The 12,074-nt window shown below is 35.7% G+C and carries 9 protein-coding genes; 7 read left to right on the top strand and 2 right to left on the bottom strand.

All coding sequences use genetic code 11. The features are described 5' to 3' along the window. Both BUB89_RS00800 and BUB89_RS00795 read left to right on the top strand, forming a co-directional pair. A complete protein-coding gene (locus tag BUB89_RS00800) occupies positions 1 to 2,268 on the top strand; it encodes an aconitate hydratase (RefSeq protein WP_073240923.1) in 2,268 nt (755 codons plus the stop codon). Positions 2,269 to 2,497: 229 nt separating this feature from the next. Beyond that, positions 2,498 to 3,886 carry a C40 family peptidase gene (locus tag BUB89_RS00795; protein ID WP_073240921.1) on the top strand — a complete coding sequence of 463 codons (1,389 nt, stop codon included), beginning with the start codon at positions 2,498 to 2,500 and terminating at the stop codon, positions 3,884 to 3,886. 382 nt (positions 3,887 to 4,268) lie between these two features. Here the strand turns inward: BUB89_RS00795 and BUB89_RS00785 are convergent, their stop codons facing one another. Continuing rightward, positions 4,269 to 5,669: a Do family serine endopeptidase gene (locus tag BUB89_RS00785; protein WP_073240917.1), complete on the bottom strand. Its 1,401-nt coding sequence runs from the start codon at positions 5,667 to 5,669 to the stop codon at positions 4,269 to 4,271. Positions 5,670 to 5,806: 137 nt separating this feature from the next. Between BUB89_RS00785 and dapF the strand changes: the two genes are divergently transcribed. From dapF to BUB89_RS00760, 5 genes are all read left to right on the top strand, one after another. Continuing rightward, positions 5,807 to 6,589 (top strand): diaminopimelate epimerase, encoded by a 783-nt coding sequence (dapF, locus tag BUB89_RS00780; protein ID WP_073240915.1) that lies wholly within the window; start codon positions 5,807 to 5,809, stop codon positions 6,587 to 6,589. Positions 6,590 to 6,613: 24 nt separating this feature from the next. After that, positions 6,614 to 7,147 carry a GNAT family N-acetyltransferase gene (locus BUB89_RS00775; protein WP_073240913.1) on the top strand — a complete coding sequence of 178 codons (534 nt, stop codon included), beginning with the start codon at positions 6,614 to 6,616 and terminating at the stop codon, positions 7,145 to 7,147. A 10-nt stretch (positions 7,148 to 7,157) separates the two neighbouring features. After that, positions 7,158 to 8,198: an endolytic transglycosylase MltG gene (gene mltG / locus BUB89_RS00770; RefSeq protein WP_073240911.1), complete on the top strand. Its 1,041-nt coding sequence runs from the start codon at positions 7,158 to 7,160 to the stop codon at positions 8,196 to 8,198. A gap of 2 nt (positions 8,199 to 8,200) precedes the next feature. Beyond that, positions 8,201 to 9,115, top strand: coding sequence for a DUF2279 domain-containing protein (locus BUB89_RS00765; protein WP_073240909.1), 915 nt, complete (start codon positions 8,201 to 8,203; stop codon positions 9,113 to 9,115). A gap of 96 nt (positions 9,116 to 9,211) precedes the next feature. Further along, complete coding sequence (locus BUB89_RS00760; protein ID WP_083552450.1) at positions 9,212 to 9,850, top strand: peptidoglycan-binding protein LysM; 639 nt, start codon at positions 9,212 to 9,214, stop codon at positions 9,848 to 9,850. Between the two features lie 40 nt (positions 9,851 to 9,890). Here BUB89_RS00760 and scpA read toward each other — a convergent pair whose 3' ends face one another. Then, the gene (gene scpA, locus BUB89_RS00755; RefSeq protein WP_073240905.1) at positions 9,891 to 12,059 is read right to left on the bottom strand and encodes a methylmalonyl-CoA mutase; all 2,169 of its coding nucleotides are present in this window, start codon (positions 12,057 to 12,059) and stop codon (positions 9,891 to 9,893) included. Positions 12,060 to 12,074: the final 15 nt, after the last annotated feature.

Below are 12,074 nucleotides of genomic sequence, written 5' to 3'. Positions count from 1 at the left end.
ATGGCATTTGATATCGAAATGATTAAAAAGGTGTATGCCGGCATGACTACTCGTGTTGATGCAGCACGTAAAATAGTTGGTCGCCCACTTACTTTAACAGAGAAAATTCTATACAGTCATCTTTGGGATGGTACTGCTAAGCAAGCTTATGGAAGAGGAGTTGATTATGTTGATTTTGCTCCTGATAGGGTAGCGTGTCAGGATGCAACGGCTCAAATGGCTTTGTTGCAATTTATGCATGCCGGAAAGAAAACAGTAGCTGTTCCAACAACAGTGCATTGTGATCACCTTATTTTAGCTAAAAACGGGGCGAAATCTGATTTAGCTTTAGCAAATACACAATCTAAAGAGGTTTTTGATTTCTTGTCATCAGTTTCTAATAAATATGGAATTGGATTCTGGAAACCAGGCTCAGGAATTATTCATCAGATTGTTTTGGAAAATTATGCATTTCCCGGAGGAATGATGATTGGTACTGATTCTCATACTGTAAATGCAGGAGGATTAGGAATGTTAGCTATTGGTGTTGGTGGAGCCGATGCAGTAGATGTAATGTCAGGAATGGGATGGGAATTGAAATTTCCTAAATTAATAGGTGTAAAATTAACGGGTAAGTTATCCGGTTGGACAGCGCCAAAAGATGTGATCTTAAAAGTAGCTGATATTCTTACTGTAAAAGGAGGAACAGGTGCTATTGTTGAATATTTTGGTGAAGGTGCTACTAGTATGTCTTGTACTGGTAAAGGTACAATTTGTAATATGGGTGCCGAAATTGGAGCCACAACTTCTACTTTTGGGTACGATGATTCCATGAGAAGATATTTATCGGCAACAGGTCGTCAGGATGTGGTTGATGCGGCTGATGAAGTAGCTGATTACTTAACAGGAGATGCTGAAGTCTATGCTAATCCGGAAAAATATTTTGATCAGCTTATTGAAATTAATCTTTCAGAATTAGAGCCGCATATTAATGGACCTTTTACTCCTGACAGAGGTACTCCGGTTTCTAAAATGAAAGCGGAAGCAGAGGCTAACGGATGGCCTTTAAAAGTAGAATGGGGATTAATTGGTTCCTGTACTAACTCTTCTTATGAAGATATGGCTCGTGCGGTATCTATTGTAAATCAAGCGGTGGAACATGGTATTTCGCCAAAAGCAGAGTTTGGTATCAATCCGGGTTCAGAGCAAATTCGTTATACTATCGAAAGAGATGGTATGATAGCTGCTTTTGAAAAAATGGGAACTAAAGTATTTACAAATGCTTGTGGACCATGTATCGGACAATGGGATAGAGCAGGTGCTGATAAACAAGAAAAAAATACAATTGTTCACTCTTTTAATCGAAACTTCTCCAAAAGAGCTGATGGTAACCCAAATACGCATGCTTTTGTAACTTCACCGGAAATGGTTGCTGCATTAGCTATTGCCGGAAGATTAGATTTCAATCCTTTGACTGATACTTTGTTGAATGATAATGGTGAAGAAGTGAAGCTGACAGCTCCATTTGGAGATGAATTGCCAAAAAGAGGATTTGATGTGGAGGATGCAGGTTTTCAGGCTCCGGCCGAAGATGGTTCTGCGGTTCAGATAGCAGTTAATCCGGACTCGGACAGATTGCAATTATTGGCTCCTTTTGAGCCATGGGACGGTAAAAATATTTCAGGGGCTAAATTGCTAATTAAAGCTTTTGGAAAATGTACTACTGACCACATTTCTATGGCGGGACCCTGGTTGCGTTTCCGTGGGCATTTAGATAATATTTCGAATAATATGCTGATTGGTGCTGTAAATGCATTCAACCAGAAAACAAATGCTGTTAAAAATCAAATCACCGGGATTTATGATGCTGTTCCGGCCGTTGCTCGTGCATACAAAGCCGCAGGAGTTCCTTCGGTTGTGATTGGAGATCATAATTATGGCGAAGGTTCTTCTCGTGAGCATGCTGCAATGGAACCACGCTTCTTAGGGGTTAAAGCGGTATTGGTTAAATCATTTGCCCGTATCCACGAAACCAATCTTAAAAAACAAGGTCTTTTAGGGTTGACATTTGCTGATGAGAATGATTATGATAAAATTCAGGAAGATGATACTATTAATTTTATTGATTTAGTTGATTTTGCTCCGGGAAAACCATTAACGATAGAATTTGTTCATGCTGATGGTTCTAAAGATAGTATTCTGGCTAACCATACTTACAATGCAAGTCAGATAGGCTGGTTTGTAGCGGGTTCAGCATTGAATTTAATTGCTGCTGAAGCAAATGAATAAAACGTTTAAAATTTAAAATTTTCAGGCGCTTTGTATTTACAAGGCGCTTTTTTTTGGTTTTAATGCAAAAAATAGTTTAAAGTGGTGTTAAAAATTGGGATTCTTATCATTAAAACGTTAAATTCGCTTTCGTAAAAATTTAATAATCAGCTATGCAGTTTTTTTATCTATTTGTTTAATTCTTAGTTTTAAACAATACAATAGATTAAGAATTATTCAAAACGATTTTATGAGGTGTAATTTTTGGATTTTAATCTTTCTTTCATTTAGCAGTTGGAATACTTTTTCTCAGGAAAAACACATTCAGCATGTAGTGGCTAAGGGGGAAACTGTTTTTAAAATCGCGCAACAATATCATGTAGATGCTGCCCAAATTTATGCAATTAACCCAAATGCTAAGGACGGAATAAAATTTGAAGAAATTTTATTAGTGCCATCTGTTGCCGATAAAAATGAAAATTTAGCGACTAATACTAGTAATATTTCTGAGCCTGCGCCAAAACAACACCTTGTTATGGCTAAAGAAACTTTATATGGAATTGCTAAGCAATATGGTGTTAAAGTGGCTGATTTGTATAATTTGAATCCGTTATTAAAGAAAAAAGGGCTTCGTGTGGGCAGTTCGATTACTGTAGCTGTTCAGGAAACAAATGATAAACCGGTAACAAGCATTCAAAAAGAAATCCCCAACAAAGAAATCCCCAATATCCAGGAAAAGAAAGATAACGATAAGCGGGTTGATCTTCATACAACAGAAAATGTGCTGAAAGAAGTTTTGGCTAAAGAAACGCTGTATGGTATCGCAAAGGAGTATGGAGTTTCAGTGTCTGATATTCAAAAAGCCAATCCAATATTAGAAATACAAGCATTAAGAATTGGACAGAAAATAGTAATTCCTACTCTGAAAAAAGAGGTGGAAAAAAATGTTAATGAAGTTAAAAACGAGGTTTCTCCAATTGTTGAAAGTGAACAAAAACCTTCATTGGATACTGAAATTGAAGTAAATCATGAAGTTTTAGCTAAAGAAACAAAATACGGAATTGCAAAAGAATACGGGATTACAGTAAAAGAATTAGAAAATCAAAATCCTAAAATAGCCAATCGACTTTTGATAGGGGAGAAATTAACCATTCGAACGCAAAAATCAAATGTCAAAACACCTAAAAAGTTTGATTTTACTGAAGAAGGTGTAAATAAAAAAGAATCTGAATATGTAGTGAAACCACTTTATAATGCAGATTTTGTAGACCAATTAGTAGCTACAGCTTCTGAAAACATAGGTGTTCGCTACAGAACAGGAGGGACAACTAAGGATGGATTTGATTGTTCCGGCTTGATGTGTACTACTTTTGGAGCATTTGATATTCAACTGCCAAGAACTTCTTTTGAACAGTCTCAATATGGAGTAAAAGTGAATAATGATGAGGCTCAGAAAGGGGATTTAATCTTTTTTAAGACCAATGGTCGTAGTCAGATTAATCACGTAGGAATGGTAGTCGAAGTAGGCGATGGTGATATTAAATTTATTCATGCATCGGTAGGCGGAGGAGTTATTATTTCGTCCATAAAAGAGAAATATTACAGTAAAAGAGTTACTCAGATTAATAGAGTATTATAATTTGACCCAAGTTTTAAATTCGATAATAGATAAAAAAACGCTTTTTCTGAAGCGTTTTTTTTATGCTTATAAATTATTAAGTCCAAACTTGTTGGGTGTAATTAAAAGCATCAGTTCGAGAACCGTTTTCAATGAAATTTTTCTTATTTTCGATAGAACCCTGAAAGCGGAATCATTCAAACTGACGAAAAATTATCATCAAAAACTAATTACACCCAACGGAAAGTACAAAGAAATAACAAGTGTTAGTGGTATTTAAAACTCCAACTTACATTGAGTTTTATGAAGTCTTTTTGTTTCTTCTTATCAAAGGGATTATATAAAAATAAAGCCAGTAAGGATAAATTTACTGGCTTTATTTAAGAAAATGAGGAATGATATATTAGATAATGATACGAATAATTTCTCCGTTTTTATTTACCATTTCTATTCGGACGCTTTGTCTTTCGTCTTTGTTGTTTAAAAATTTAGAGACACCTTCAACATCTGTAGCTTTTATATTATCAATGCTCAATATAATATTTCCGACTAATTCATCTGTATATTCTCTTAAGTTGTCGTTGTTGATGGATTTAATTTTCACACCATAATCCACCTTGAATTTCTTTTTGTCAGTGGCTGAAATATTTTCTAATTCCATACCTTTAAATTCAACACTAACGAATTCATTTTTGCTTAAAGTTACCGGAATTGTTTTGTTTTCTCCGTCTCTGATAATCGTTACGGCAACTTTGTCATTAGGTCTCTTGGTATTGATATAACCGGAAAGATCCGCAAAAGTGGCAATATTACGATTGTCAATTTTTACAATTACATCTCCTTTTTTTAACCCGGATTTCTCAGCACCGGAATTTTTTTGAACATCTTTAATGTAAAAACCTTCTGTTTGTTTTATTCCTAATTCTTTGGAAGCCATTGCATTCAATTCGCCTCCTGTAACGCCTAAAATTCCACGTTGAACGTTACCGTATTCCATAATGTCTTCAATTATTTTTCGGGTAATGTTAGAAGGAACTGCAAAAGAATAACCTACATAAGAACCCGTCATCGACGTGATCATGGTATTAATTCCAATTAAATCACCACGGGTATTAACTAATGCACCACCACTATTTCCCGGATTTACTGCAGCATCAGTTTGTATGAAAGACTGGATACCGTCGGTTCCTAAGTTTCTGGCTTTTGCCGAAACAATTCCTGCCGTCACGGTTGAGGTCAGATTGTACGGATTTCCTACTGCAAGAACCCATTCACCTACTTTTACATCGTCAGAATTCCCAAAAGGAGTGTAAGGTAATTTCTCATCGGCATCAATTTTCAGCAAAGCAATATCCATTTTAGAATCGGTTCCAATAAGCTCTGCTTTATATGATTTTTTATTGTTTAAAGTAATCTCAATTTCCGAAGCATCTCGGATTACGTGATTATTAGTAACAATATAACCGTCTTCTGAAATGATAACTCCTGATCCGGTTCCTACCTGTTCCTGAGACTGTCCGCCTTTATAACCATAGAAAAACTCCAGCATCGGATTGCTTACTTTATGGTAAGAAACATTTTTTACGTGAACAACACTATGAATGGTTTTATCTGCAGCTTCTGTAAAATCAAGAACATCCGATGATAATCCCACTCTTTTAGTGTAATTGTCAGAGGCAAGTGTTGTTATTGTTTTTTTATCATTCGAAAAATAACCATTGTCGTCAAATAGTAATTTGTATGCCCCCAAAGTTGTAGCTCCACTAAGTAGTGCTACAAAAAACAGATTTGAAAATTGTTTCATAATAGAGATCGTTTTTAGTGTTATTTGTTAAGTAAAATTAAAGCGAAATTTGAATGTTAAAAAACACTTTAACGCTGTTTAACAATGATTAACATTTCATTAATAGTTCGTACTTTTGTAAAACTTAATTAGAAATAATGCGTATACAATTTTATAAATACCAAGGTACAGGAAACGATTTTGTGATGATTGATAATCGTTCTGAATTTTTCCCCAAAGAGGATACAGCTTTAATAGAACGTCTTTGTGACAGACGATTTGGTATTGGAGCTGATGGACTTATACTACTCGAAAATGATGCCAAAACTGATTTTAAGATGGTGTATTACAATTCAGATGGGAATCAAAGTACCATGTGCGGGAATGGCGGAAGATGTTTAGTGGCCTTTGCAAAACAATTAAATGTTATTGGAGATACAACTTCTTTCAACGCTGTTGATGGATTGCATCATGCTTCGGTTAGTCAGGACGGTATTGTTTCTTTGCAAATGATTGATGTTGATGGTATAAAAACGACTACTGATTATAGTTTTCTAAATACAGGTTCACCACATCACATACAGTTAGTTGATGATTTAGAAAATTATGATGTAAAGGAAAACGGTGCTGCTATTCGCTATGGCGATTTATATGGTAAAGCGGGAAGCAATATCAATTTTGTAAAAAAAATAGACGATACCACTTTTGCACTTCGTACTTATGAACGTGGAGTAGAAGATGAAACTTTAGCTTGCGGAACCGGAGCAACAGCGGCTGCGATTGCCATGAATGCCATTGGACAAACCAATTCAACAGCTATTAATATGAATGTTGAAGGTGGTAAATTATCAGTTTCTTTTGAAAAAGAAGGAGATAAATATATCAATGTTTTCCTGAACGGTCCTGCCAAATTTGTGTTTGAAGGAACAATCGAAATATAGTTTTATACAAATACTTACTTTCCAATGATAACATTAAAAGGGGATTCTATTTATTTACGTGCACTGGAGCCTAATGACTTAGAATTCATCTACATTATGGAAAACGATCAAAGCATTTGGGAAGTAAGTAATACACAAACTCCTTACAGCCGGTTTTTGATTAGGCAATATCTTGAAAATGCCCATCAGGATATTTATGAAGCGAAACAATTGCGATTAGCCATTTGTCAGGATGAAGATTTTCCGGCGTTGGGATTAATTGATCTGTTTGACTTTGACCCCAAGAATAACAGAGCCGGAGTGGGAATTCTTATTCAGGATGTTGCTAAAAGAAATCTGAAAATAGGTTCAGAAGCTTTAAGTTTATTGATTGCTTACTCTTTTAAGCATCTAAATTTACATCAATTATATGCAAATATTGGCATAGAAAACGAAGCAAGTAAAGCACTTTTTACTAAATTTGGCTTTGAATGTATAGGTGTAAAAAAAGATTGGAACTTTAGTAACGGAGTATATCAAGACGAAGCCATCTATCAGTTAATTAATCAACAATTTTAAATTTATAATTTTGACTCCAAAAAAAATTATTTCAATCGCTGCTATTGCCATTATTTCGGGATTGATTATTTATGGTTTTGTTCTAATTTCACAAATATTTTCAAGCAATACCAAGTTTTTTGAAGACGAGGTATATGTTCATGTTCCAACGGATGCGACATACCAGCAGGTATTAGATTCCATGGCGGTGTATGTTACTAATGTGGATCGTTTTGAAATGGTAGCTAACAAGATGAATTATCCTGAGAATGTAAAATCAGGACGTTTTCTGTTAACTAAAGGAATGAATAGTTACGAATTAGTTAAATCCATGCGTTCTAATGTACCGGTAAAATTAGCTTTTAATAATCAGGAACGTGTAGAAAATCTTGCCGGTCGTGTAGGTTCTCAAATTGAAGCCGACAGCGTTTCCTTGCTTAACGCCTTTAAAGATTCTGTCTTTTTAAAAGAAAATGGATTTACTGAGGAAAACGTTTTGGCGATGTTTATCCCTAATACTTATGAAGTGTATTGGAACACTTCAGCAGTAAAGTTTAGAGATAAAATGATTAAGGAATACCGTAATTTCTGGAATGAGGAACGAGTGTCAAAAGCTAAAAAACAAGGTTTTACGGCTGTGGAAGCTACTGTCTTAGCTTCTATTGTACACAAGGAATCTGTTAAAAAAGACGAAAGACCCAGAATTGCCGGTGTTTATTTAAACAGATTGCGATTAGGAATGCCTCTTCAGGCTGATCCTACAGTGATTTATGCTAAAAAGAAAAACGACAACGATTTTAATCAGGTCATCAAAAGAGTGTTTTACAATGACTTGTTTTTGAATTCACCTTATAATACCTATAAAGTCGTTGGGCTTCCTCCGGGACCTATCGCCATGCCGGATATTACAGCACTGGAAGCTGTTTTAAATCCTGAAAAACATGATTTTATCTATTTCTGTGCTTCTGTGGATCGCTTTGGTTACCATGAATTTGCGGCTACTTTGCAGGAGCATAATGTAAATGCTAAAAAATATTCTAACTGGATTAACGCACAAGGAGTTAAAAGATAGTTTTGAATTTTAAAAATAGTATATTTTTTTACCTGCTTTTTCTAGTTTCTAATTGTCTGGCGCAAAACGGTACAGAACGTTTTTTAAAACCTTCGGATACTTTAAATTCCAGCAGAAAAAACCTTGTTCTCTTGTCTGAAGCTGTTGTTTCGGCTACAGCTTTGGTAGGTTTAAACCAATTATGGTATGCTGATTATCCCCGATCTAAGTTTCATTTTACAAATGATAATAAGGATTGGTTTCAAATGGATAAAGCAGGGCACCTGTATTCCTCCTATCATTTGGGGCGAATTTCCAGTGAAATACTGCAATGGAGTGGTGCTAGCCGTAAAGAGCAATTACTGTATGGTGCAGGTATGGGATTTGCATTTTTAACAGCTGTTGAGGTTTTAGATGGTTTTTCGTCAGAGTGGGGAGCATCTTCAGGAGATGTTATTGCTAATGCAAGCGGAACGGCTTTGTACATTTCACAGGAATTATTGTGGAAAGAGCAGCGTATTACTCCCAAATTTTCTTTTCACACTACCCGATATGCAAAATACCGACCTGAAGTTTTGGGAAGCAATTTTACCGAACAAATTCTAAAAGATTACAATGGTCAAACCTATTGGTTGTCTGCCAATTTAAAATCATTTTTTAAAGACTCAAAAATCCCTGAAATTTTAAATATTGCTGTTGGTTATGGTGCTGACGGAATGCTTAGTGGAGCAGCTGAAAAATCCTTCTTTTTTCTTAATGAAAATCCATCCCGATCCAGACAATTTTATCTCAGTTTAGATTTGGATCTAACGAAAATTAAGACAAAATCACATTTTTTAAAGACATTTTTTTCTGTTTTTTCTGTTTTAAAAATTCCCGCTCCTACTATCGAATACTCGGCTAACGAGGGCTTTAAGGGACACGTTTTCTATTTTTAACAAACTTTAACGACTTGATTTACAGCTTTGTGAAAAAAGTTGTATCTTTGCATGCAGAAATTTCTGGACGTGACAGGTTTAGAAGAAAAACAATTTATGATAAAAAAATGGTATTTTTACACCAGTTTAACTGTAATTATAGCTTTTTTAAGTTACAGTTTTAAACCACTAAAATTAGATACAAAAGAGTGGTTTTTGAGAAAGAATGATAATGGAATTCCCTACTTATTTCCATCTGTCAAACAAGAAGATTATACAAGTTTGAATATTCCTTTTACCGGAAATTTATTCATTGGTTTTAAAGAAGCCTTAGGATTCAGAGAATCTCAAAACAAGTATAAGAAAGTAAATTCATTAGGATATTTAGGAAAATATCAATTCGGAAATGAAACTTTAAGATCTATAGGTATTCATGATACCGATAAATTCTTAAAAAGTCCGAAACTTCAGGAAAAAGCCTTTGTTGCTTTATTATCTAAAAATAAATTCATTTTAAAGGATGTTATTGAAAAATACGACGGAAAAGTTGTGAACGGCGTTTTAATAACAGAATCAGGAATTTTAGCAGCTGCACATCTTGGTGGCGCAGGTTCCGTAAAAAGATACTTTAAAAATAACGGAAAAAGACAAATTAAAGATGCTTACGGAACTTCGATAAGGAGTTACTTAAAAGCTTTTGGTGGCTATGACACTTCGTTTATCGAACCTAATGTAAACGCAGTAGTTTCGCTTTAAAAAAAAAAGAAACCATTTGTTATCAGGCAAATGGTTTTTTTTATGATTCTTCGTTAATAAACAAGCTCAGGATTTTTACTGCAATTTTGCTAATATTGGTTCCCGGACCAAAAACAGCTGCGATACCGGAATCAAAAAGATATTGATAATCCTGCGTTGGAATCACTCCGCCTACTACAACCATAATGTCTTCACGTCCATATTTCTTAAGCTCTTCAATCACCTGAGGAACTAATGTTTTGTGTCCTGCAGCAAGAGATGAAATACCCAGAATATGAACATCATTTTCCATGGCCTGTTTGGCAGTTTCGGCAGCTGTTTGAAAAAGTGGGCCTATATCTACGTCAAAACCAATGTCGGCAAATGCTGTAGCAACAACTTTTGCACCTCTGTCGTGTCCGTCCTGTCCCATTTTTGCAACCATTATTCGCGGCCTGCGACCTTCTTGCTTTGCAAAAATATCGGCTAGTTGTCTTGCTTTTTCAAAACTTTTATTGTCTTTGATTTCTTTACTATACACACCGCTAAAAGATTTAATTTGCGCTTTATGTCTTCCAAAAATGGTTTCTAATGCCTGACTGATTTCGCCTAAAGTGGCTCTTTCACGGGCAGCTTCAATGGCTAATTCCAGTAAATTTCCCGTTCCCGTTTGAGCACAAAGAGTTATTTTATCTAAAGCTTCTTGTACTTTTAAAGTATTTCGTTTGGCTTTAACCTGATTAAGTCGCTCTAATTGCTGGTTTCTGACTTTTTCAATATCGATGTCCAGAATATTTAAAGGTACTTCTTTTTTGGCTTGAAATTTATTCACGCCCACAATTATGTCCTGATCGCTGTCAATACGTGCTTGCTTTCTGGCTGCCGCTTCTTCGATTCTTAATTTAGGAATTCCGGTTGCTAATGCTTTGGTCATGCCGCCCAGGGTTTCTATTTCTTCGATTAGTTTCCAGGCTCTTTGGGCAATTTCATGCGTTAAACTTTCCACATAATAGCTACCTGCCCACGGATCGACCGTTTTACTGATTTTTGTTTCTTCTAATAAAAACAATTGGGTATTTCGGGCTATTCCTGCTGAAAAATCGCTGGGTAATGCCATTGCTTCGTCTAATGCATTGGTATGTAGCGATTGTGTTCCTCCAAAAACTGCCGCCGAAGCTTCAATACAAGTTCGGGCTACATTGTTAAAAGGATCCTGAGCGGTTAAACTCCAGCCACTAGTCTGGCAATGGGTTCTTAAAGTGAGTGATTTATTGTTTTTTGGATTGAATTCTTTAATCAGTTTCGTCCAAATCATTCTTGCAGCTCTCATTTTAGCAATCTCCATAAAATGATTCATTCCGATTCCCCAGAAAAAAGACAATCTCGGAGCAAATTCATCGATTTTCATTCCGGTTGAAAGTCCTGTTCTCACATATTCTAATCCATCGGCAAGAGTGTACGCCAATTCGATATCGGCGGTAGCTCCTGCTTCTTGCATATGATATCCTGATATGGATATCGAATGGAATTTCGGCATTTTTTTGCTGGTATATTCAAAGATAGCAGCCGTTATTTTCATAGAAGCCTCAGGCGGATAGATATAGGTATTACGAACCATAAATTCCTTAAGAATATCATTTTGAATAGTTCCTAAAAGCTGTTCGGGTTTCACACCTTGTTCTTCGGCTGCAACAATATAAAATGCCATAATGGGTAAAACCGCTCCATTCATAGTCATGGAAACCGACATTTTATCCAATGGAATTTGGTCAAATAAGATCTTAAAATCTTCTACCGTATCAATGGCAACTCCTGCTTTTCCAACATCGCCTGCCACGCGCTCGTGATCCGAATCGTAGCCGCGATGGGTTGCTAAATCAAAAGCAATAGAAAGCCCTTCTTGTCCTGCATGAATGTTTTTTCTGTAAAACGCATTGCTTTCTTCGGCAGTGGAAAAACCTGAATATTGACGAATTGTCCAAGGTTTTTGAACATACATCGTAGTGTATGGCCCACGAAGAAATGGAGGAAATCCAGCAGCAAAGTCCAGATGTTCCAAATCTTGAATGTCTTTTTCTGAATAATTTTGTTGGAGTCTGATTCCTTCGGCTGTAACAAAATTAGGTTGGATAGTTTCTGTTTTTTCTTTTGCAAAAGCAACTTCAAAGCCAGAATTGTCTTCGGATTTTTGATTGTTAAGCTGGATATGTCTGAGGTCTTTTCGAATCATTTTGATGCTTTTTGC

The sequence above is a fragment of the Flavobacterium flevense genome (assembly GCF_900142775.1).
Lineage (GTDB): Bacteria > Bacteroidota > Bacteroidia > Flavobacteriales > Flavobacteriaceae > Flavobacterium > Flavobacterium flevense.
The sequence above is the reverse complement of the archived record's forward strand: the minus strand, read 5'-3'. Positions and strand labels throughout refer to the sequence as shown.

Excerpts from the sequence above, each read along its gene's own strand:
- dapF (WP_073240915.1), top strand. The coding sequence starts at position 5,807 with ATGCGTATACAATTTTATAAATACCAAGGTACAGGAAACGATTTTGTG.
- BUB89_RS00785 (WP_073240917.1), bottom strand. The coding sequence starts at position 5,669 with ATGAAACAATTTTCAAATCTGTTTTTTGTAGCACTACTTAGTGGAGCT.
- BUB89_RS00800 (WP_073240923.1), top strand. The coding sequence starts at position 1 with ATGGCATTTGATATCGAAATGATTAAAAAGGTGTATGCCGGCATGACT.
- BUB89_RS00775 (WP_073240913.1), top strand. The coding sequence starts at position 6,614 with ATGATAACATTAAAAGGGGATTCTATTTATTTACGTGCACTGGAGCCT.
- BUB89_RS00760 (WP_083552450.1), top strand. The coding sequence starts at position 9,212 with ATGATAAAAAAATGGTATTTTTACACCAGTTTAACTGTAATTATAGCT.
- BUB89_RS00795 (WP_073240921.1), top strand. The coding sequence starts at position 2,498 with ATGAGGTGTAATTTTTGGATTTTAATCTTTCTTTCATTTAGCAGTTGG.
- scpA (WP_073240905.1), bottom strand. The coding sequence starts at position 12,059 with ATGATTCGAAAAGACCTCAGACATATCCAGCTTAACAATCAAAAATCC.